Origin of the sequence: Pirellulimonas nuda (assembly GCF_007750855.1) — a bacterium.
GTDB classification, from domain to species: Bacteria; Planctomycetota; Planctomycetia; order Pirellulales; family Lacipirellulaceae; genus Pirellulimonas; species Pirellulimonas nuda.
This window is the reverse complement of sequence record NZ_CP036291.1, coordinates 3,414,529-3,437,008: the sequence shown is the minus strand read 5'-3', so window position 1 is coordinate 3,437,008 and position 22,480 is coordinate 3,414,529. Positions and strand designations below refer to the sequence as shown.

The 22,480-nt window shown below is 58.0% G+C and carries 19 protein-coding genes; 12 read left to right on the top strand and 7 right to left on the bottom strand.

Annotated features, from left to right (window positions below; translation table 11 throughout):
- The first annotated feature begins 439 nt into the window (after window positions 1-439).
- From Pla175_RS13505 to tnpA, 11 genes are all read left to right on the top strand, one after another.
- On the top strand, window positions 440-1,465 hold the full coding sequence (locus Pla175_RS13505; RefSeq protein WP_145285695.1) for an NAD-dependent epimerase/dehydratase family protein: 1,026 nt from the start codon (window positions 440-442) through the stop codon (window positions 1,463-1,465).
- Between the two features lie 87 nt (window positions 1,466-1,552).
- Complete coding sequence (rfbC, locus tag Pla175_RS13500; protein WP_145285692.1) at window positions 1,553-2,110, top strand: dTDP-4-dehydrorhamnose 3,5-epimerase; 558 nt, start codon at window positions 1,553-1,555, stop codon at window positions 2,108-2,110.
- 205 nt (window positions 2,111-2,315) lie between these two features.
- On the top strand, window positions 2,316-3,272 hold the full coding sequence (locus Pla175_RS13495) for an NAD-dependent epimerase/dehydratase family protein (RefSeq protein WP_145285689.1): 957 nt from the start codon (window positions 2,316-2,318) through the stop codon (window positions 3,270-3,272).
- A gap of 4 nt (window positions 3,273-3,276) precedes the next feature.
- A complete protein-coding gene (locus Pla175_RS13490) occupies window positions 3,277-4,266 on the top strand; it encodes a glycosyltransferase family 2 protein (RefSeq protein ID WP_197526801.1) in 990 nt (329 codons plus the stop codon).
- A 1-nt stretch (window position 4,267) separates the two neighbouring features.
- Window positions 4,268-5,212 carry a sulfotransferase family protein gene (locus Pla175_RS13485; RefSeq protein ID WP_391527838.1) on the top strand — a complete coding sequence of 315 codons (945 nt, stop codon included), beginning with the start codon at window positions 4,268-4,270 and terminating at the stop codon, window positions 5,210-5,212.
- Window positions 5,213-5,238: 26 nt separating this feature from the next.
- Entirely contained in the window at window positions 5,239-6,264 is a 1,026-nt protein-coding gene (locus Pla175_RS13480) for a glycosyltransferase (protein ID WP_261342832.1), read from the top strand.
- Window positions 6,265-6,430: 166 nt separating this feature from the next.
- Window positions 6,431-7,477, top strand: coding sequence for a glycosyltransferase (locus Pla175_RS13475; protein WP_197526799.1), 1,047 nt, complete (start codon window positions 6,431-6,433; stop codon window positions 7,475-7,477).
- Between the two features lie 286 nt (window positions 7,478-7,763).
- Entirely contained in the window at window positions 7,764-8,555 is a 792-nt protein-coding gene (locus Pla175_RS13470; RefSeq protein WP_197526798.1) for an FkbM family methyltransferase, read from the top strand.
- 210 nt (window positions 8,556-8,765) lie between these two features.
- Window positions 8,766-9,521 (top strand): FkbM family methyltransferase, encoded by a 756-nt coding sequence (locus tag Pla175_RS13465; RefSeq protein WP_145285675.1) that lies wholly within the window; start codon window positions 8,766-8,768, stop codon window positions 9,519-9,521.
- Window positions 9,522-9,615: 94 nt separating this feature from the next.
- Window positions 9,616-10,017 carry a transposase gene (locus tag Pla175_RS26545; protein ID WP_231953887.1) on the top strand — a complete coding sequence of 134 codons (402 nt, stop codon included), beginning with the start codon at window positions 9,616-9,618 and terminating at the stop codon, window positions 10,015-10,017.
- A 283-nt stretch (window positions 10,018-10,300) separates the two neighbouring features.
- Window positions 10,301-10,567 carry an IS66 family insertion sequence element accessory protein TnpA gene (tnpA, locus tag Pla175_RS27115; protein WP_391527837.1) on the top strand — a complete coding sequence of 89 codons (267 nt, stop codon included), beginning with the start codon at window positions 10,301-10,303 and terminating at the stop codon, window positions 10,565-10,567.
- Here the strand turns inward: tnpA and Pla175_RS13455 are convergent.
- Window positions 10,556-12,547: a right-handed parallel beta-helix repeat-containing protein gene (locus Pla175_RS13455; RefSeq protein ID WP_197526797.1), complete on the bottom strand. Its 1,992-nt coding sequence runs from the start codon at window positions 12,545-12,547 to the stop codon at window positions 10,556-10,558. The genes tnpA and Pla175_RS13455 overlap by 12 nt on opposite strands.
- A gap of 1,678 nt (window positions 12,548-14,225) precedes the next feature.
- On the opposite strand from Pla175_RS13455, the gene Pla175_RS13450 reads away from it, so the two are divergent.
- Window positions 14,226-15,254 (top strand): glycosyltransferase family 4 protein, encoded by a 1,029-nt coding sequence (locus tag Pla175_RS13450; protein ID WP_231953886.1) that lies wholly within the window; start codon window positions 14,226-14,228, stop codon window positions 15,252-15,254.
- A gap of 74 nt (window positions 15,255-15,328) precedes the next feature.
- Here Pla175_RS13450 and Pla175_RS27110 read toward each other — a convergent pair whose 3' ends face one another.
- The 6 genes from Pla175_RS27110 to Pla175_RS13420 all read right to left on the bottom strand — a co-directional run bounded on the left by Pla175_RS27110 (window position 15,329) and on the right by Pla175_RS13420 (window position 22,444).
- The gene (locus Pla175_RS27110; protein WP_391527836.1) at window positions 15,329-16,006 is read right to left on the bottom strand and encodes a glycosyltransferase family 4 protein; all 678 of its coding nucleotides are present in this window, start codon (window positions 16,004-16,006) and stop codon (window positions 15,329-15,331) included.
- A gap of 492 nt (window positions 16,007-16,498) precedes the next feature.
- Entirely contained in the window at window positions 16,499-17,182 is a 684-nt protein-coding gene (locus tag Pla175_RS13440) for an FkbM family methyltransferase (RefSeq protein WP_197526794.1), read from the bottom strand.
- A gap of 542 nt (window positions 17,183-17,724) precedes the next feature.
- Window positions 17,725-19,110 (bottom strand): O-antigen ligase domain-containing protein, encoded by a 1,386-nt coding sequence (locus Pla175_RS13435; protein WP_145285656.1) that lies wholly within the window; start codon window positions 19,108-19,110, stop codon window positions 17,725-17,727.
- Window positions 19,107-20,075: a sulfotransferase family protein gene (locus tag Pla175_RS13430; protein WP_145285651.1), complete on the bottom strand. Its 969-nt coding sequence runs from the start codon at window positions 20,073-20,075 to the stop codon at window positions 19,107-19,109. The genes Pla175_RS13435 and Pla175_RS13430 overlap by 4 nt, the downstream gene beginning before the upstream one ends.
- Window positions 20,072-21,400, bottom strand: coding sequence for an ABC transporter ATP-binding protein (locus Pla175_RS26010; protein ID WP_197526793.1), 1,329 nt, complete (start codon window positions 21,398-21,400; stop codon window positions 20,072-20,074). Before Pla175_RS26010 ends, Pla175_RS13430 begins: the two co-directional genes overlap by 4 nt.
- A gap of 60 nt (window positions 21,401-21,460) precedes the next feature.
- The gene (locus Pla175_RS13420; protein WP_145285648.1) at window positions 21,461-22,444 is read right to left on the bottom strand and encodes an ABC transporter permease; all 984 of its coding nucleotides are present in this window, start codon (window positions 22,442-22,444) and stop codon (window positions 21,461-21,463) included.
- Window positions 22,445-22,480: the final 36 nt, after the last annotated feature.

Below are 22,480 nucleotides of genomic sequence, written 5' to 3'. Positions count from 1 at the left end.
GCCACATCGGTGGGATGGACAAACTTGAGCGTCGCGCAATGCTCGCCTTCTATGGGCTTTCTTAGAGGCCGGATGATGTAGCCGGAGTTACTCCGCCCGTTTCTTGTTACGCCAAACTGGCATATTCCGGATCTTCCAAACAGGGCTTCTGAGCGTGCCAACACTCCCGTGCCGGCGAAAACCGGTGGCAAGCGGTGCACTACCGCAAACCGCTTGCTATGCTTGAAGACCGCAGCGCAACCAGGGCGTCTTCCAGAGCGGCGCCCGGAGGATCCCCCTGGGCGAGAGCCTCGAAGGGCGATTATTGCGAGCCGCCCGCCGGTCCGTCTCCAGCGACGGCTTGAGGCAGCCGAGTTCGACGAGACACGCCGGTGGCAACCACGTTTGAGTACTCGACCCGATAGCCCCGCACCCCCGAAGTTAGCCCCAGGACCTCTTGATGGCGAATGTACTTGTCACCGGTCACCTCGGTTATATCGGCGCGCACCTCGTCGATGTGCTCAAGGCCGCCGGGCACCAGGTGGTCGGCTGCGACCTCGGGCTGTTTGCTGGCTGCCAGTGGGAGCCGCTGGTTCAGCCCGACCGAGAGCTGCGATGTGACGTCAGCCAGCTCACGGAATCACAATTGGAGGGGCTGGACGCGATTTGCCACCTTGCTGCGATCAGCAACGATCCCATGGGCCAGCTCGACCCGGAACTCACGCTGCGGGTCAATCGTGACGCCTCGGTGGAACTGGCTCGCCGAGCCAAACGCGCTGGGGTGCAGCGGTACTTGTTTTCGGGGTCGTGTTCAGTCTACGGGGCTGGCGAGAAGCTCGATCTTTCGGAGACTGATCCGCTCAATCCAATAACCGCGTACGCCCAGAGCAAGATCGACACCGAGCGGCTCGTTGGGGAGCTAGCGGGCGACGGCTTTACCCCGGCCTACCTCCGCAACGCCACCGCGTACGGCGACTCGCCGATGCTGCGGATCGACTTGGTGGTGAATAACTTACTCGCTTCGGCGCTGGCCTTCGGCGAGATCCGGATCCAGTCGGACGGCTCACCTTGGCGGCCCTTAATCCACTGTCGCGACATCGCACGGGCTTTCTTGGCGTTCGTCGAAGCTCCGGCTGAGGTGATCCACAACCAGGCCGTCAATATCGGCGGCAACGACGCCAACTATCAGGTTCGTGACGTCGGCGACATGGTGCAGAACCTGATCCCGACGGCCGAGGTGGCTTACACCGGCGAGGTAGGCGAAGACCCGCGAAACTACCGGGTTAAGTTCGACAAGCTGGGTCAGCTGCTCCCGACGTTTCGACTCGAGTACGACCTAGAGCGCGGGATGCGCGAGCTCCACGCCCACATGGTCAGCAAGGGCTTTAGCCGAGACGATTTCGAAGGGGAGCAGTTCGTCCGTCTCCGGTCCCTACGCAAGACCCTCGGCAAGCTACAGCCAGCGGCTACCGCCGGGGCGTCTTGACCCCGAGAATCGAATCATGCGCAGCGGCGCGTTCACGGGCGGCTTCGGCGGTCGCTCGATTCCCATGCCTTGAGAGGAGCTGTCGGCGTGCTGTTTCACCCTACCGAACTCGACGGTGCGTTCCTGATTGAGCCCGAACTCCGCGGGGACCAGCGTGGGTTTTTCGCCCGGATTTTCTGCGAGCGGGAGTTCTCCGCCCACGGGCTCGTGACCGAATACGTGCAGGCCAACAACTCACTGACCGCCACGCCCGGCACGCTGCGGGGCCTGCATTATCAGCTCCCGCCGAACGCGGAAACGAAGCTCGTGCGGTGTGTCCGCGGCTCGCTCTGGGATTGCATCGTTGATCTTCGCCCCCACTCCCCCACACACGGGAAGTGGTTCGGAGCCGAGCTTTCCGCCGACAACCGGCTGATGATGTACGTGCCGCACGGATTTGCTCACGGCTTCTTGACGCTCTCGGCCGACGCCGAAGCGCTGTACTTAGTTGACCAGTTCTACGCGCCCGAATCCGAACGGATCGTTCGCTGGGACGACCCCAGGTTTGCAATCGAGTGGCCGAGGCGGCCCGTTTCGCTCTCAGAAAAGGACGCCGGCGCGCCGGATTTCGATCCCGGCTACCACTGGCCTGAATCGATCGCTTAGGTCGTGTTCTCCTGTCCGATCGGCCGCGGCCGCTGAGGGCGACAGTTTCGAGAAATTATCAGGTCGAGGAGCCGTGCAAGTGCGGCTAATTTCCGTATGGCCGGCCAGGACGCAGTGGTTAAACTGAGCCCGTATGCGGCTGCTGTCCGGTTTGCGACCGGGCGCCTACCGATTCCGTCCGAGCAAACTCTCCCCTCTTGCATGCATGAAGATCGTCCTGACAGGCGCTAGCTCGTTCACGGGAAGCTGGTTTGTCCGCGCACTGGTGGAGGCCGGGCACGAGGTCTGCGCCACGATGACCCGCCCGTCCGCCGACAGTTACGAGGGGCTGCGGGGGCGGCGCATAACGATGCTCCCCGACGCCTGCCGGCTGTTGTTCGGCTGCCGGTTCGGCGACGCGACGATGGTGGATCTGATCCGCGACTTCCGGCCAGATGTCCTCTGCCATCACGGGGCCGAGGTCACCGACTACAAGAGCCCAGAGTTCGACTACGCCACTGCCCTGCAGCACAACACGCGCAATCTCAACACGGTTATCCGCGCATTGGTCGAGTCGGGGTGCCGACGGATCGTGATCACAGGCAGCGTCTTCGAAGAGCACGAGGGCGCCGGGAGCGAGCCGATGGGGAGCTTCAGCCCCTACGGGCTCTCCAAGGCGCTTACGGCGTCGACTTTCCGATTCTTTGCCGAGCAACACCGGATGGCGCTCGGCAAGTTCGTGATCTCGAACCCGTTCGGGCCGCTCGAAGAGCCGCGGTTTACGGCCTACCTGATGCGGTGCTGGCAGGCGGGGGAGGTTGCCCGTGTACAGACGCCGGCCTACGTGCGCGACAACGTCCACGTCTCGCTGCTTGCAAAGGCCTACGCGACGTTCGTCGGCGGGTTGCCGGAAGACTCTGGCTACTCGACCCGCAACCCGAGCGGCTACGTCGAGAGCCAGGGGGCGTTCGCAACTCGATTCGCGAAGGAGATCGGGACGCGGCTTTCTTTGCCGTGTGGCCTTGAACTCGCCGATCAGATCGACTTCTCAGAGCCGCGCGTCCGCATCAACACAATGCCGGCCGACGACGGTACGCTAGATTGGTGCGAAAGTGAGGCTTGGGACCAGGTCGCCGACTACTACCAATGCCCCGATGAGCCCGCCCGCGATCGGGGAGCATAGCCGAGTGGGCCCCACGAAACTGTTGGTTGTGATCGTGTGCTACCGGTCGGCGGATCTCGCGATCGACTGCCTGCGATCGATCGCACCCCAGGTTGGGGAAGTGCCGGACGCGCGCGTTCAGGTCTGCGAGAACGGAACAGGCCCGGAGTCGGTTACACAACTGAACCACGCGATCGACGAGAACGGATGGGGTGATTGGGCGTCGGTCGTGGCGGTCTCCCCCAATCGTGGATTTGCTGGGGGCAACAACGTGATCCTGGGTCCGGCGATGGCCTCTGAGACGCCGCCCGAGTACCTCATGCTGCTCAACGCCGACACGATCGTCCGGCCAGGGGCCTTGCGTGCCCTCTGCTCGGCCCTCGACGCGCGACCCGACGTGGGTATCCTCGGGCCGCGGCTCGAGTGGCCTGATGGCACGCCCCAGACCAGCGCGTTTCTCGATTTCACGCCGCTGCACGAGTTCATTCACTCGGCAGCGACCGGCCCGGTCAGCCGCTGCTTCCGGAGAGGGCACGGCGCCCTACCGATCGCAGACGCGCCGCACGACGCCGAGTGGATCAGCTTCGCGTGCGCCCTAATCCGCTGTGAGGTCTTCCAAGCTTGCGGCTTGCTCGACGAGGGCTACTACCTCTACTTCGACGACGCCGACTACTGCCGACTTGCCCGGCAAGCGGGGTGGCGTGTGGTACACTACCCAGACGCCCGCGTGGTGCACTTGCGTGGGCGGAGCAACCCGTTGAAATCACTCGCCGCCAAGCGCGAGCGACGGCCCCGCTACTGGTACCTCTCACGCAACCGTTACTACGCCAAGTTCTACGGCCGCCACCGCCTGTGGATCGCCAATGCGCTGTGGCACGGCGGCCGGACGATCTCGCTCGCCCGCGAGCTCGTCGGTAACCGACCAAGCAGCGTCTGCCGTGCCGAATGGCGGGACATCTGGACGAACGCGTGGTCACCGATGAAGCCCCACAAACCGTCGGATCGCCAGTCTTGAGATGACCACCGAGCCCCAAAAAGCAACCGAGTGCGGTCCTGACTTCATCGTCATTGGCGCGATGAAGTGCATGACATCCACACTGCACGAGCAGCTCGCTGCGCAGCCGGGCGTCTTCATGTGCACGCCCAAGGAGCCTTGCTACTTCTCCGACGACGAGGTCTACGCACGCGGAGAAAACTGGTACCGCGGCCTGTTCGACGACGCGCGGCCCGGGGACCTGCGCGGGGAATCCAGCACGCACTACACGAAGCTTCCGACGTATCCCGCTACGGTGGAACGGATGCACGCGGCATTTCCGCGTCTGAAGCTCATCTACGTGATGCGGCATCCGGTCGATCGCCTCGTTTCGCAATACATGCACGAGTGGTCGGTCCGCAACGTCAACCTCTCAATCGACGACGCGATCGACGCCTTTCCCGGGTTGATCGACTACGGTCGCTATGCCCGCCAGCTGGCGCCCTACCTGGAAGCGTTCGGCCCATGCCAGGTGCTTCCGGTGTTCTTCGAGCGGCTGAAGGTGACGCCGCAGGGAGAGCTTGAGCGGATCACCGACTTCCTCGGTCTTGGACAGAAACCCGCCTGGAATGATGAAGTCGCCGCCCAAAACCGCTCAAACGAGCGGCTGCGGACCAGCCGACTGCGAGACGCCGTCGTACACGCCCCCGGCATTTCCTGGCTACGCAGGACGCTCGTTCCGAAGAGAGTGCGTGATCGCGTTAAGTCGCTCTGGAGGCTGCCCGCCAAACCCGAGCTCCGCCCCGAGACCGAGGCACGCCTTCTCAAGGCCTTCGACGATGACCTCCGTGTGCTCGGTGGTTGGCTCTCGTCGCCGCTCTCGTGCGAGCGGTTCCGAGAAGTCGTGAGCCGCCATCCGCTCGAGTGGCGGCCAGGCTTGAGCGCCTCCCTGCTCGCCGACGCAATGCGACAGGAGGCGATGGCTTGACTGCCGCCCAAGACATCAGAACGAAAGTGGGGGCCATCGCCATTGGCCGCAACGAGGGTGAACGGCTCCGGGCCTGCTTGGAGTCGCTGGTGCGAGATCTGGACCACGTGGTTTACGTCGACTCGGGCTCTAGCGACAATAGCCTCGCGGTCGCCCAAGCGCTAGGCGTCGACGCCGTACAGCTCGACACGCGGGGCGGCTTTACTGCGGCTCGGGCGCGCAACGCCGGGTTCAGGCGTTTGCAGCAGCTTGCCCCCAATGTGAAGTTTGTGCAGTTCGTCGATGGCGACTGTGAAGTGATTGGCGGCTGGATGCGAGCCGGCTTGGCCTTTCTAAACTCTAAGCCGCAGGCGGCCGTCGTCTGTGGCCGCCGACGCGAGACCCATCCGCACCTCAACGTCTACCATCGGCTTACTGAAATGGAGTGGGAAACGCTCGCCGGCGAGACCCACTCCTGTGGGGGCGACGCCCTCTTTCGTCGGGACGCTTTCGAGGAGGTTGGCGGCTATCGCGAGACCCTAATCGCCGGCGAAGAGCCGGAGCTTTGCACACGCCTGCGCAAGAACGGCTGGAAGATTTGGCGCCTCGATTCTGAGATGACCTACCACGACATTCGCATGTCGACATTCCGCCAATGGTGGAGGCGGACCGTCCGCGGCGGGCACGCCTACGCGGAGGTCGCCGCGCTGCACGGATCGCTCACCGAACGGCACCGCTGGCGGAAGCTCGTGAGCATCTGGTTTTGGGCGCTGCTGCCGTTCATCGCCTTTGCCGTCTGGCCCTTTACCGGTGGCGCATCGCTGATCGCCACGGCGCTCGCCTACGTGCTGCTGATTGCAAAAACCAGTGCTAGCCGGATGCGCCGGCATCGCGATCCGTGGGCATCGGCCTTGCTCTATTCAACGGCCTGCGTGCTGGCCAAGTGGCCCCAAACGCTTGGATCGCTCCAATACTCATGGAATCGCCTGCGCGGTTCCCGCACGCAGTTGATTGAATACAGCCAGCACGCGATCGGCACGCCTTCCAAGCAAGGACACCGGACGCGAGTTTAACAGGAAGAGCCCGGAGTAAGTCTCTCATGCAATCCCAAGGTATCAGATTGGCTTAAGCGACGAGGCACCGCTAATCCCGTTTGGCATATTAGTCCATATGGCAGGAAGCAATCAATTCATGAAAGTTCGGCTATCCAGGGCAGTACGGACTCTACGGGACGAAGCATTGCTGCACGTTCTTCCCCGTCCAGCCGGACGATTCCTGGTGTTCTCGGAAAGAGGTCAAATACCCGGCGCGCAAGTCGATCCGATCTTTGATGGCCGGGCCGGTTCCATTGGTGATAAAGTGTGGGAAGTCAAGCGTGAAAGCGCCCTTCCGTGTTGCTATTGGAAGAAGTTGCCCTTCGACACAGTACTCTTACAGACAAAGTGGAACACACCCAAGGACGAGACCGTCCGACTGATCGATCAGGTGCGAGCGGTTCGCCCCGAGGCGCGCGTCATATACCTGGACTGGTTTGCGCCGCTTCACCTGCCCAACCCGTACATCTTTGATTTTGTTGACTTGTACGTAAAGAAGCAAGCGCTCATCGACAGATCTTCGTACGCTACGGGAATGTGTGACACAAACCTCGTAGAATATGAGGCACAGTGGGATCCGAAGCTGCTACCTCCGCGTGGGGCGGGTGTCGACCAGTCACTCATCGACAAGAAGCTCTACGTCGGGTGGAATTTTGCGACGAGCTCTCGACTGATAAGAGAACTTAGCAGAAAGCACCACGAGAATCACGATCGACTGATTGGCCTACACTGCCGCATGCATGTTCCCGACACTGCTTCCACTTGGTACGGACACATGCGCCGACGTTGCCTTGATGCTGTGCAAGCGCTGCAGTTACCCAACGCGTTAATAGAAACGACCCGCGTGCCACGCGTAACATTCTTGCGCGAGCTGAGAGCCAGCAAGATGTGCTTTAGCCCGTTCGGTTACGGAGAAGTCTGCTGGCGCGACTTTGAGGCTGTTCTTTGCGGTGCGATGCTATTAAAGCCAGACATGAGTCACATCGAAACTAATCCGAATATCTACCTTCCTTATGAAACTTACGTGCCAGTTCGTTGGGACTTAGAAGACCTCGGCAGCAAGTGCAAGCGGTACATGTTGGACGAGAAAGAACGGCTTCGCATCAGTCGGAATGCGGTTGACGTATGGAACAGTTACGTCTCGGAGGCGTGGCGCCAGCAGTGGGGCGCTGTTATAGCAAGATCCACCTAACCTGAGCTTCCATGAATCGTTAGAAGGCGGTGCCGTCTTCATTCGGGCGGTCCTTGACACCGTGTCGCGAAGACCTGGCTGGGATAGGATAGGAAATTACAGCTAATCGGAGAGTTCAAGCGTGTCAACGCCAATATTGCCGTTCCTGATCTTGCCTCTGACTCGCATTGAATGCCCGGGCTGGGGCAAACTTTGCACAATTGCCGGCGTTGGGCGAGATCGTACGAATAAGCGATGGAAAGACGCGCGGGTCGTCACTATGCGGGGAAAGTGGCACGGCTACCAGATGGATTTAGACCTATCCAATTGGTCTGATCGGCTGACATTTTTTCTCGGTCGATATTACGAACTGGATACGCAACTCGCCTTGCTAGCCGCACTGAGGCGAGGTGACACGTTCATCGATGTTGGTGCCAACTACGGAATGCTATCACTCTTGGCCGCGTCGATCGTAGGCCACGGAGGGAAAGTGCATTCTATTGAACCAAATCCTACATGTGTGAACCGTTTACAGGCCACGATTGAGCAAAACAGCTTGAACAGTTTCGTAAGTATTCATCCCGTCGCTGTAGGCAGTAACACTGGAAATCTAACACTTAGTGTCTTCGATAATCACACTGGATCGGGAACACTTGCGAATGTGCCGCTCACTGACCGGTCCTCCGTGACCGCAGCCATAAAGGTCGATGTTCGTCGTCTTCCTGATATTGTAGACGCAAGCGAGTCTCAGTCGATGGTCATCAAGATTGATGTTGAGGGATTGGAAATGGAGGTGTTGCGGGGATCTCGAGACATGCTTGTGGAGAATACGCCTATAATAGTGTTGGAGTGTGTTGAGAGGCATCTGCAAAGGGCACAGTCGAGCCAAGCAGAGATTGCGTCCTACTTGACCGACCTTGGTTTCCAGGGGTTCTGGCTTTCTACACGACGACGCGGCTTGCGCTACCATTTGTCACTTGTCTCTGTAGATTCTCCTATGCCTGACAAGGCATGTAACAATTGGCTTTGGATTCACAAACTCGATCCAAGAATTGAGCGACTGCCTCAAGTGGCTACCCCAGCTACGTCGGACAACTAATCGAGATTGGCATGCCGGGCGTCAGTCTACACTGAAGCTCCCAATTTGAAGGCCTGAACTGCAGTGACTCAACTCAAGCAATGGGCTCCTTCCGCATATGATAGGCTCTTAAGTCTGTTTCTTCGATCGCTCCCAATAAAACACGGGCGACATCGGCTGCTAGATCTGCTCTCAAATCACCGGTGGACGCGTCATCAACAGTGGGTCCTCTTGCATTGGAATGATGAGGACATCGCAATCGATGCGTCCGATCTTGTCGGTCGCCATTTTTGCATGCTGCAAAGCTTTGATCCGGAAGTGTCCGAAATCTTATCGCGCTCGACTAGAGAAGACGACGTGTTTTGGGATATTGGCGCCAACGCTGGCACCACTTCCTACCAGATGCTAAGGTCCAATCCAAGACTTCATGTTGTAGCGATCGAGCCTCAATCTGCATTGGCGGATGTGCTCGGCAAGAATCTTCGCAGGCTTGCAAAGTCGCAAACCGAAGTCCATAGAGTTGGCATCAGCGATCAGGGAGGTAAGTTATCATTGATGATTCCTAAGGGAAATCGGGGTAGGGCCAGATTTGATTGTCAAGGTGTTAAGGAGCGATCTGGAGCTGACGAGTGGTCAGCGGAAGTGGTCGAGGTCATTACGGCTTCAGAACTGCTGAAGAGAACCAAGCTCAAGAAATGGCCCTCTCTGATTAAGATTGACGTAGAGGGGCACGAGCCTCAAGTTATTCGGTCGCTAATTCCTGCATTTGCCTCGAAGATCCCCAGGTTGGTCGTATTCGAACATACTAAGGGATGGAACTCTGACTTCGAAGAGATGCGAGTCGTTCTCAAGAGCCATGGATATCAGACTTTTGGGATCTTGAAAACACCATGGCGCACGCGTCTTGTAGAGTCAGAGAGTTCGTCGCATCTCGGAATAACTGATTTTGTTGCAATCAATGTAAACGCTCAACAGAACCACACTTGAAGACTTCGCTTGCAGCCCGTTGTGGCCTGCTGAGGTGGAGCGGAATTGACGGACAGGTGAGGAGCTTAGAATGGCCGGCGAAAGGATTGCCGCCATGCCACGCAAGAAGCCACAGCCCGCAAAGTCGGGACGCCGCGTATTCACTCCGGAGTTCAAGCAGGAAGCGGTGCAGATGCTGCTGGACGGTCACAAGGCTAGTTCGGTAGCCGAGCGTCTGGGGGTGTCGCACGCTAACGTGCTGTACCGCTGGAAGCGTGAGCTGCTCGCCGAGAGCGGGCCTGTGGCGGGCGCCTTGGAGACGCGTGTCCATGAGCTGGAGGTCGAGCGTGAGCGGGACGTGCTAAAAAAAAGCGTTGATTATTTTCGGCCGCAGCGAATAACGGAGGTCTACGCCGCCATGGAAGCGATCGTCGCCGCCAACGCCGCGTCGGCGCTGGAGGCCTGCGGCGTCCTGGGCGTGAGCCGCAGCGCGTACTACGCCTGGCGTCGGGCGTAAGCGCCAACCACAACCACGTTGACGCCCCTGTAGCCTACCGTGATTGATGCCCCGAGAGGTCAGCAGGAGGTAGCGATGGCGCGGAGCAGTGATCCGGAGCGACCGGAGTTGTGGCGGTAACGTTTGACGCGTCACAGCCGTTCAGAGCAGAGCACGGCCGGGTTCTGTGCGGCGGAGGGGGTGTCGGCCGCGTCATTCTATGGTAAGCGCCCACCACAACCACGGTTGACGCCCCTGCTAGCCTACCGGGATCGATTCCCCGAGAGGTCAGCAGGAGTTAGCGATGGCGCGGAGCACCGGTCCGGAGCGAGCGGAGTTGTGGCGTGAGCGTTTGACGCGTCACAGCCGTTCGGAGCAGAGCACGGCCGATTTCTGCTTGGCAGAGGGGGTGTCGGTCGCGTCATTCTATGCGTGGCGCCGGAAGCTGGGGCCGGCGACGCCGCGGTCGCTGTGGGTTTCACCGTCCGCTCACCACGTCCCTGAGGTATGCCCAAACGTCCCGGTCGTTGCCACCACGCTGGCCACGAGCGTGCCTCGTCTAGAGTTCTGAAAAGGCGAGCTCGACAGCACTAATGCCAAGCGGGACCTCGAATTCGTCTTCCTCCACCTCATCATCATCTTCCATCGAAGAAGCATAGACGAAGCCATAGAGAGCAGTCGCCACGGGCTCGTCAAGGCCATGAGAACCTGCATGCCAAGGCTCAGTGAGAGGCTCTTCATCCTGCGAAAGGACTCCCTGGTGCTGAGTCCAGGCTCGCTGTTGTCGAAGGCCTTGTTGTACTTGACTCTGGTTCTGCGTTGGGTATTGAGTTGTTTGTTGCGACGCGTCGTCGTGCAGAGTTGGCAGAGCAGAATCCGAGCCAGCTTCTTCGCCATTTGGCTCGGGAGTGTCAAGCTGTGGATTGGGTAGCGGACTGACTCCGACCTCATCTACTTCAAATCCGCTGCGAATGTATTCGTTAATGGCAGCCGCTTTTAAATTTGCATTCCATGTCTCCCGCGATTGCAGCTTCCATTGATTCGCAAGGGCGTCGAAGCTTGTTAGCCCAAGCGTCGCAGCGTAGCTGACAGTCGTTCGAGCAGGATCTACGAAGCTAGGCTTTTCGAAAACAGCATCTGGCTCGTACGTGGCCTGCCAATCTCCGGTCGATACTCCGGAACTATCCGTTGTCAGCAACGCGTCTGACGTCGCACCTGAGCGATAGTAAGTATTGCTTCCGTAGGTGGCTTCGTCAGTTGAAGTCCAGTCGGTCTCAAGAAGAGGGCTCGCGGACGAGCTGTCTTCAATCAGCATATTGTTGCTGAATGTATTTCCACTGACCGAGTGCTGCGTATCGTCCCTGCCATCTTTTGCTCTTGCTTCGGGGTCATCCAATCTTGTCGGCGCTCGCCAGTCGTGAATGATGTTGCTGTCGATCGCAAAGTTGTTAATACCTCGCCCGTCCGTCAGGTCCAAGAATGCCAACGCATACCCGCCGTCGCCACCTTCGGTACCTCGTTGTCCAATGAAGTTGTCCTGAAAGTATCCCCCGACGATGTTTTGAAATACGGCACCAAGTCCGTTCGGCTGAGCACGGGCCGTGCCTTCCACCATGACATTGTTGCTGATATAGAAAATGTTGCCATCGACTTCTTCACTTAGGTCGTCGGAGCCCTCTCCGAACTGAGCGATCATGCCGTTGCCGACGTAGAGATTATTCTCAATTGTGTGGGTGCCAGCATCGACATCCATCTTCGTGCCCATGCTTGAGCCGCGAGAGAAGATGTTACCGCGTATGGTGATGTCGCGAGTTCTTTCGGAGATGTAGACGTTATGGTTGAAAATGGTCGGCTCCGCCTCCGTCACGATTCCGGATCCGGTTGCATAGTCTTTGTGCCAACCGTTGTGGTCGAAAACGTTCTCCTCTAACAGAACGCTTTGAGCGCGGCTGATGAATAGCCCTTGAGAGTGAGATGTGGCGCTCCAGGCATCGGCGATGACGTTCCGCCGTATCACGAGCCCGCCCCAAGCATCGACGTCGGTCGCAGGAATGACAAAGCTAAGGTTGTAGGCAAAACCTCCGATATAGTTGTCTTCGACGAGGAAGTTGCCGTTCCCTTCCACAGCGAATCGGAGACCGTATTTTCCGAAATCATTATGCTCACGGTCATTAGGCTCCATGTGGAGTCCAATTATGGCAATATACTGCTTCGTTTTGATGTTATTTGAGAATTCCCTGGATGGGTCTGCCAAGAATACTGGCCTTTCCCCTGAGCCATAGGCGCCGATCAGTTTGGGCTCTTCGGCGCTTCGTCCGCTTGAAATGCTACCCAGGTTCTCATTTGTCCAAACATCTCCACGCTTAAACAGCAAGTGATCTGGATAGCCGTCTCGCATTAGCGCGGTGCCGGCCGACACAGTCGCCTTTGGTGTAGCTTCGCTGAGGCCATCGTTTGCATCATTCCCTAAGCTGCTGCTGACGTAAATCACTCTGGAGTCGGCCGACGGCGAGACCACGGTCCAGCCATCGACGTCTGTGGTTACGGCCATCAGCTGGCGGCATTCCAGGTGCTCGAACCGGAAGGAGCTACGATACGATCTGGTCGGTCGGCGTCTCGAGTTAGTCGAAGTGCCGGAATCGGCGATCACTCCTTGTGCAAATCGCGTGACCAGATCTCGGATGGACATGAGGTGCTTCTCTTTGAAGAGTTTCCGTATTCGAGGCGATGCTCCGCTATCGGATTGTTCGCCTGGCGGCCCCGTAGCGTTGATCCCAGCACTGACAAAACCGATGGCCGCTGAAATCAGGCCAGTCGATGGATGAACTAGCAGGCTTAGGATGAGCGGAATCTGAAAAAGGGACGCTGCCAGTGAAAGCATATGCCACCTCGCAATATCAGCGGGTTCGACCGAGTGGAAGCGGGCGGGATTTGTGCAAGCGGGCGGCAAGGTCGGCTGTAATTTGCCCAATTTAGCGGTTATCCTAGCAAATTCGCACACTCCCGCAAGTACGATGATCCGAAAGTAGAGAAACGAAGCCCGCAAGAGTCGGCGGAATCCTGTTTGCACAACGTGCAATGACAGTCGGGCACCCCCGACCAGGGGGGGCGGATCTCAGCCTCGGTGCTCGTCCGACGAAGGACTAATCCTGTTTACGATCCGAACCGCTTGATTGCTCCCATGCGTACCTATTTCCGCGCTGTTGGTTCCTCTCCTGGGCATGCGGGTAACGGCGATGCAGAGGGAGTCTCGGGGATCGTGCTGGCGGATGCCGGACGCGGTCTGGCGGGCGATCGAACCGCTGTAACCCAGTCACCCGCACACGCCTTAGGGTGCCCACCTACCATAGTTGGGCCCGCAAAAGGTCGACTTGAACTTGCAGAGCCTTGGCTGGTCAATTACCAAGTCGCCGAAGTGTGGGGGGGAGAAAGCGGCAAGAACTCGATCAGCTCAGCAAACTGGCGGACAAGCGATCAATCCGCACCCGACTAAGAACCCCTAACACAATATCGCCGGAGCCTTGATCTGTAGCGGTTCGCGGTCTATCTGGACGGTTGTATGAGGGTCTCAAAGAGGAATGCGGTTGGTTTGGCGATCGGCTGCTGCTCGAGACCTTCAGACGCACACGCTGCGGAGCCCGCTGCTATCTGTACGAGCCGGGAGCATTTGCACAGAAATGGGGGATGACTGACACGCAAGTCGGAGCCGGTTCAAGCGGCGTGGCGATCGCGTCCACCTAAAGACGCGTGGTCGGGAGCTGAGCGAGAAACGATCGCGCGAAGAGCCGGCCCGCCGTTGGGTTGCAGAATGCGTCGCTTCGTTGCTCAGCTACTACCGCTGCGTCCTCGTACTTCTGAATAAGAAGGTCGGCAACTGCCGAGCCCTGCCGAACCTAGTTTCCGTTCACGAACTTTCACTCTGGCGCGATTCGTAAGGCTCCGGAATACGCTGCAAATTTTGATGGCCTGTTATGCGCGTCTTGCTTATTGCCGAAGCAGCGAACCCACAGTGGACAAGCGTACCTCTCGTTGGCTGGTGCCACGCCATGGCATTACGCGAGGTTGCGGATGTGCATCTGGTGACACAGGTGCGAAATGAGTCCGCAATACGTGCCTCGCAGTGTCTAAGCAACGAGGAGTTAACGATCATCGATTCGGAGCCGGTAGCACGACCTCTCCATAAAGTCACGCAACTTCTTCGCGGAGGTAAGGGAAAAGGCTGGACGACCGTGACCGCTCTGAAGTCGATTGGCTACTACTATTTTGAGCACCTTGTTTGGCGAAAGTTTTGCGAACGCATCAAGGCGGGCGAGTTCGATATCGTGCACCGGCTGACTCCGTTGAGTCCGACTATACCATCCCGTCTGGCATCGGATTGCAAATCGGCCGGTGTTCCATTTGTGTTGGGCCCCTTGAATGGCGGCGTGCCGTGGCCCAAGTGGTTTCAAGAAGAGCGGAAACAAGAGAAGGAATGGCTGGCGCCGCTGAGACAAGCCTATAAATTGATGCCTTACCATAGCTCAACGCTTCGCCATAGTTCGGCGCTCATCGTCGCATCCCGAGATACGCTGGCGCAGATCCCATCCCAGTACCATCATAAGGCCTTTTACATTCCTGAGAACGCCATCGATCCTGGTCGTTTTCCCCAATCACTCCGACGAGCCGCCGGTCGGCCATTGCGGATGCTATTTCTCGGGCGACTCGTCCCCTACAAGGGGGCGGACATGGTAATCGACGCGGCTTGGGACCTGTTGAACACTGGCCGAGCCGAATTAACGATTGTCGGCGAAGGACCTCAGCGCCCTATGCTTGAAGAAAAGGTAGCGAAGCTGGAGCAGCAAGGTGCCGTAAGGCTAGTTGGTAATGTCCCTCATGAGCGCGTGTTTGAGTACCTGAGGGATGCCGATGTTCTCTCGTTTCCAAGCGTCCGGGAATTCGGAGGCGGGGTAGTCTTGGAAGCGATGGCGATGGGATGCGTGCCGATCGTAGTCAACTATGGCGGTCCCGCGGAACTTATTGATCGAGATACCGCATTTGGGCTGGATATCGGCGAACGCCGAGCCATCGTCGAGCAATTGCGTGTCCGATTAACTCATTTGTGCGATGATCCAAGCTGTCTGGAGAACATGGCAATCGCAGGAATGAGGAAGGCGCGCACCGAATTTACATGGGCGGTCAAAGCATTGAAGGTCAACGACGTGTACAAATGGGTTCGTGGAAAGGGAGAAAAGCCGCCCAGTTCCATCGAACCTGCCTAAGTCGATGCGCCCGGCGTAGCGCAGCTTCGATGATATCCAGTCGATCGCTGTTGATCGTGTTCAGCCGAAGGGGCTTAAGGATCTAGTGCCGAGCGCTCGTACAGTCGACTAAACAACGCCTCTTCAAGCAATTGCGCCGAATGGTCCCAGTCGAATTGCCGCGAACGGTCATAGCTCGCTTCACTCATCTGTCTCCAAGCGGCATTGTCCAACGATAAGATCCGGCAAAGAGCATCGCACATTGCTTTCGGATCGCCCACAGGAACAAGGTGTCCTGTGACTCCATCTATCACATAGTCTTCGGGACCGCCGCAACGAGTTGAAACTATTGGGCATCGACAAGCCGCCGCCTCAAGGCCAGGCATTCCGAATCCTTCTGTGGTAGATGGAAGTAGCCAACAGTCGGCCTGCCGATACAGCGTGGGAATCAGATTTTGAGCTGGGCGATAGTGTATGACACAGTTGACAAGGCTCCTCAGGTGCTTGATTTGATGTGACGGAGTCATTGCAACGACTCGCAAGTCTTTGAAGCGTTGCTGAACGAATCGCAAAGCCTCAACGGCCGTCTCACCGCCTTTCCATCCCTGCCCATACATAAATCCCACCGTCGGAACTCTCTGTCTATCCCTTGGCGGAGCGCTGAATTGTGAACGATCAACTCCATTTGGTATCAGAACGCTTGCTGGATCGCCGTACTCCTCGGCCATCAGTCTTTGAAGCCATCGCGCTATCACAAACTTGGCGCCGGGCATTCGGTAGGTTGCCCGAACGCGATCTAGGGGGCCTCCGTGAAGCTCATGGTGGCGAATAAAGTAGGCTTTTCTCCCCTTGCTCGCCGGCCAGGAATCGATCCACTCTCTAGTTTCCCACCAAGTGGCAAAAACAAAGTCCGCGTCAGGCACGTGTTCTGCGCGAATAGGCCGTGACCGAACTGGCAACAGCCTGGCCGTAGACTGCTCCAGATGGTGCACGCGGTTGACCGTAGCGTTTCTTATTTCGCTTGCGACTCGACGATAGAGGCTCCGCACCCGGTATATCGACGGCCATTGCTTGCCGGCCGTGGAATGGACAAGGGTGACATCGTGTCCCCGCCGCACCATGGCTTCTGCAATGAGACGATTCGACTTGGTGCCGCCAGAGAGATTGCCCCTGCTGAGTACCCAAGTTAGACGTAAAGGCCTACGCATGACAGGATCGTACTAGAACTGGGGGCAATGGGCATTCGCGTCCCACAATGTGACAACTTAGCCACAATTCTCTCGGCACGAAAGCACCTCGATTGATTCAATAATCCGCACGAATTCCCTGCGACTCGACTCCGGCACCCAAATCTGATTCGGATGTGAAGTGCAGGCCGCCACGCTGCTACGTCGCGTTAGAGTCTTCTTCCCAAGCTCCCAGCACTCATAGTGCGCGGACTTTCTTATGTCGTCGAGTTCATCGACATCGGTGACACGATCAGCGAACACCTCGACGATCAGGTAGGGCTTTGATTCTCGGAGTGTGTTTACGGCGCCGCGGATCACTTGCAATTCAAATCCTTCGACGTCAATGAGAAGCACCGACGGACCGCATTTTCTTTCTGCGGCGAATGCGTCAACAGTCGTTACTGGCACCTCAATCCGCTCGCCGACGTTCTGGTTGAAGTCCGCAGCGAGACTCGCAGAAGTTTCCATTACACTACCGAATCGAGGTTCGGGCACCAATAATTCGCTGGTGCACTCGCGATCACCTAAAGCAATCGGCCAAGTGGTGATCCGGTCTGTCAAATCATTGAGCCCGATGTTTCTACTCAGAAGTCCAAACGCGGGAGGATAGGGTTCGAATGCGTGAACCTCGGCGTTTAGCGACGCGCTAGCTGCTTGCAGCGCGTAGAAGCCCGAGTTGGCTCCAACAATGAAAACCGATGACGCATCACGCACTAGCATTCGAAAGACGCTTGGTAGCGGAGCCTCAAACGCATCTGTGCCGAACCTCCACAACTTGCGGACGACGTGGTCATTGCCATCCGAGGAACTCATTACTAGTTTTGAAGTGCCTGCAGCATTCGACGTCGGAACAACTTGCTCCAGCCGGACAATATCAGGAGTGTACCCAGAATATCTGGATGTGAACCGGCTGAGGGACTCCCACCCCGCAAGCAAGCTAAGGGAGGAAATGGAACGCCCGACACGGTTGGGCCTTATCGCTCGTCGGAGGATTCGATCGTGTAAAGCTGAAGGCATCTAAGACTCATACATCGTACGGAAGGAAATGTGTATTTTGCGATGCTGTAGCTAGCTTCGATCTGGCCTACATCTGTTCTGCTGGGCCATTCGATTCGCGCTAGCGGACGATTACTGGCGTTCTCAAAACGCTTGGACGAGCAGACCAACCGGTTTCTCGCCGATCTTCTCCCGAAACCCTGAGGAGAATCACGTTTAGCTTGAGATCGGTGGACTGTACTTGCCCCGTTTGCGTTTACGCCCTATCACTTGGTCGAATAGGAGAGGCTCCGCGGCAATATGGCGCCATGGTCCAGCCTTCGTTGGGTCTCATCGACGGTGACGTGTGACTGCCGTCTTCCTCCAGCGGCGAAGCCAACCACGGCACCAATTCCAACGATGTAAACTGGATTCGGCATGTCATTCATCAGGTTGTCGATGGAGATCAGAATCATTGAGACTGATAAGACCAATGGGGCGGCAAGTTCAGGATCGCAAAGCCTCTTGCTTGGGTAGTTCCAGAGCATCATTGCAAGCGGAAGTATAAAGAGTGCAAAGGTACTGATGAGCCCAAAAAACCCATGCTCGCCGAGCTGGATAATCCACATGCCGTCGGTAATGCAATCCTTCCCGTCGGCGTCGACCGCGCGACTGCGGCCCCACCCTCCCCACCCAAATAGCGGCTTCTCGATCGCCTTCTGCAAGAGGAGGTCTTCATTCTCAAACCGCACTCGCAGCGAATTGGCGCGGTCTTCGCCGAGCGCTCTGGCAACTTCTACGGCTGGCTGCCAGCTCCACTCGCCGATGGTGCGTACCGTCATGTAAGTGGGTGGCATGAGCAGGAGCGCCGCGAGCGCAGTTTTCGATCGGCTGAGATCAGTGACCCAGAGCACCAACGCGCCACCGCATAGAAGCACTAGCGCCCCGGCAGACCTGCAGAGCAATGCTGTCGCCAGCAAGGTGAGCGTCAACTTGCCCGCCCCTATGCCGAATGATGATCGCCAAACGCCCTTCCGCCACAGCCAACCTCCGATCAGCGTCGCGGTAGACATCCACATCGCAAGTTGCAGCCCGCCATCCAAGAAGACGATCGGACGCCAGCCACCCAAGCGATGCCCGCCGGCATTCCAGCGGTGCGAGTAGCCGTAAATCCAATTGTGCAACTGAGGGCTTAACCGCATCTCCAAGAGGCATAGTGGAACGTAGATGAGGCTCCCTGCTAGGATACCGATGCAGAGCATCCGCAGGCCGTTCTGATTGCAGAGTTGTGTCCTTCCGATGGCGTACGGAAAGCCGTAGGTGAACGATGTCAAAAGGATAGCGGATACTCCATCATACAGCCCTAAGCCGTTTGAGATGGAGGAGAATAGAGGGGCCACGCAAATGGCGATTGGCAGCAAGTCAAACCATTGGAAGCGAGGTGCAGATACTTGCTGATTGCCGAGCAAAAAGGCGACAAGCACCAGGGCCAGTGTGGTAGCAGACGTCTTTGTGTAGTCGGGCAGCCCAGCGAGATCATATCCCCCATTAGGGAGCGCCAGCCACCCGAACACTACGGCAAATACCACGAGCTTCTGCCCGTTCACGTAGCCTGAAGCCAGCAAGATTGCAGGCAACCAGCATAGCAGCATGATGTGGGCAAAAGGACTCATCGGACGGTGCTAGACTCGACTAGAGGGTCTGCTTCTCCTCCAGGATTAGTATTGAGAGTCCAGTTGCTGACATCCCATTGCAAGATATCGCCCAGTCGGAGCGTGTGAGGGTCGAGTACCTCATGAAGTAGATGCCTTGTCTCAGAATCTAGTGGGCTAGCATGCCCTTGAATGTCCTTGGTGGCACGGCGACCAACCTGATTCCCTACTACGAGTCGACGAAAAGAATTCCGCGCGTGACGACGAAGCAGTTCCGGAAGTAGCGGCTTGATCGCTTGCGCCAGCGGCGACTTGAGAAGCCTATTCATCGCTTCCGACTCAGCTAAACGTTCAATTGACTTATCATGCGAGTTGAGTGATGGCATGCTTTCGTCCAATTGAAAAGGTTCAATGTCAAGATGTCGAGATATTCTCTCTAGAACCACGCGTGGCTTCGTTTGCAGGTCTTCAAATCGAAGGCAGAGTAGCGAGTCAGGACCGAAGTGGCGCAGGACATGCTGAATTTCATCATCGTAGAAGCTCGCGGCGATAACCGTCGCATCCTCTTGCAGGTATTCGCCTATCGTGAGGACGTTGTCACCGCGAAAGTAGGCCTGACGTGCGTACTGTAAATAGTGCGAGTAGGTGCGTTCGACGGGGTGCCGCAGTATGTAGATTAGCTTCGCCCGCCGATTTGCCCGATGGAGACGATGCATTGCGTGGGGAAACTGCCGGCTGCGGCTATAACACGTTGAGGCGTCAACGGTTAATTGTCCGTCCAGGGCATGCGCAAAATGCGACTCGTACCAGTCTGGCCCCTTTGCGTAGCGATCGTCTCGGCTAAAGTACCCTGGCTCTTTCCTTATCGTTCCCGGTTGATTTGCGTTTGCAACCGCAAGCCGCGGATGGCCGCTCATGATGTTTGCAAGAGTAGTTGTGCCCGCTTTCATGGCGCCGACGAGCGCTACGTCTGGAACTGATTTCATAGCTCGGTCCTTGGTTGGCACAATTGCTGCCCAGAAACTTCGCCATCGGAGTCCGTCGAGTCGTTGCAAATATCGAGCTTCCACTCATGGGGAGGCAGGAGGAATCCGAATCGACGCATTGGGTTTTTTGCTAACTTTTCGTTGACAGACCCCTCAATCTCAAATTCCACGCAGGAATCCTGGCTGTCCCAAGTTTTCAGCTCATCCTTCGCCGCAACTGATACGTGGTAGACGCCTTCTGTAAGGTAGAGGTGTTGGATATGGCATTGCCAGGTCGTCTTGCCTTCTTCGATCCTTTGGTATGGCAGTGTAAGTCGGGTGTTGAGGGTTGTGGTGAGATTGCCTGCGCCGTCAGTAATTCGTGTAATCAGTTCGGCTTGATCTAGCGACTTACTACTGGAGGTTGTTATCGACAGGTAGACGTCGTCTCCTGATCGCACACGAGCCGTTGGATCGCCGAGCTGATTGCAGACTTTCACTTCGCTAATCTGGATAGCTGCGCGGCTCCCTTGGTCCGAGCAGCGTGCTACCGCTTTGGATGCATTGCGCTGTGATCCCATTAAATAGCGGTCGATCGCATCCGCGGTCTGCCCCACGACTTCGATCTCGCCGTCTGTCAAGACGATGCATCGGTTGCAGAGCCGACGTACGGCCGCCATGTTGTGACTCACAAACAACACTGTTCGACCACCTCCTTCGGAAACCTCCTGCATTTTCCCCAGGCACTTTTCTTGAAACTGCGCGTCCCCCACCGCAAGCACTTCATCAACGATCAGGATCTCCGGATCCAAGTGGGCCGCGACCGCGAAGGCCAAGCGAACGTACATGCCGCTCGAATACCGCTTGACCGGCGTGTCGAGGAACCTTTCCACCTCCGCGAACGCCACGATCTCTTCGAACTTGCGGTCGATCTCTCGCTTCTTCATCCCCAGGATCGAACCGTTCAAGTAGATGTTCTCGCGGCCGGTAAGCTCGGGGTGGAACCCCGTGCCGACCTCCAGCAGCGACGCGACCCGGCCCCGCAGCACTGCCCGGCCGGTTGTCGGCTCGGTGATCCGGCTGAGGACCTTCAGTAGGGTGCTCTTGCCGGCGCCGTTGCGGCCGATGATGCCGACGACCTCCCCTTGCTGCACCTCGAACGAGACGTCTTTGAGCGCCCAGAATAGCTCCTCCTCGCCGCCCCCACCGCTGAGATTGCGGAACCGCCTTAAGGGCGCCTTCGCCGCCCCAACCAGTGCGTCGCGAAACGTCGGGTACTTCTCCTCGCGCTGTCCTAGCCGGTAGGCCTTGCCGAGATTCTCGACGGAGATGATGGGCTGGGTCATGGAGTTGCGACGCGTGGAGAGACGGTATGTTTGGAGTGCAATAAGTGTCTATGTGAGAACTTATGCGATGTCGGCGAACCGCCGTTCCGTCTTCCGGAAGTACAGCATCCCGAACACCAGCAGGAAGAGCGAGGAGAGGGTGGAGACCGCAAGCATCCCCCAAGGGATTGGCGTCCCGAAGATCACGCCGCGGAAGCCCTCAATGATCCCGGCGAGTGGGTTGAGTGCATACAGCAGGCGGTATCGCTCGGGGATGATCGACGTCGGGTACACCACCGGGCTGAGGAACTGCCACGCCTGCACCATGAACGGGATCACGAACCGAAAATCTCGGTAACTCACTGTTAGCGCCGACAGCAGGTAGGCGATCCCCAGCGAGGCCGCCCAGACCAGCAACACAAGGCACGGCAGCAGCACGATCAGCGGCGAAGGCGCCACGCCGTAGATCGCCATCATCGCGGCGAAAACACAGAACGAGAGTCCCATGTCGACCAGCGAGCCCGTGACTGTCGCAGACGGCACGAATAGCCTCGGGAAGTAAATCTTGGTGAGCAGTTGCTGCTGGTTCACCAGCGACATCCCCCCCAGCGACACCGCGTTTGAGAAGAAGAGCCACGGCAGCAGGCCCGCGTAGACGTAGACCGGGTAGGCCTGCACCAAATCCGGGGGCAGCGTTTTCTTGAGGCCGGCGAAGTTCCCGAAGATCACCGTGAAGATCGTGACGCTAAAGATGGGCACCAACACCGCCCAGGCGACTCCCAGCACCGTCTGCTTGTAACGCACCTTCACGTCGCGCCACACCAAGAAGAACATCAGCTCCCGGAAGCGCCACAACTCGCCAAAATCGACCGGGATCCAGCCGCTGCGTGGCTCGATCACTAGGTCCGTCGGCGCCGCGACGGTGGCGCGGGCAGCCGGACCGACGGACGTGACGTGGCCGACCGTCTCGTCCGGAGAGACCGGAGCCGCGCCCGTCGGCGGCGTGACCGCCGCCCCGTCGTCTTGCGCGAATCCTGTCAGCGTGGGGGTTGACGCGTCGGGCATGTCGATTGGATTTGCGCGGGGACGGGGACGGGGACG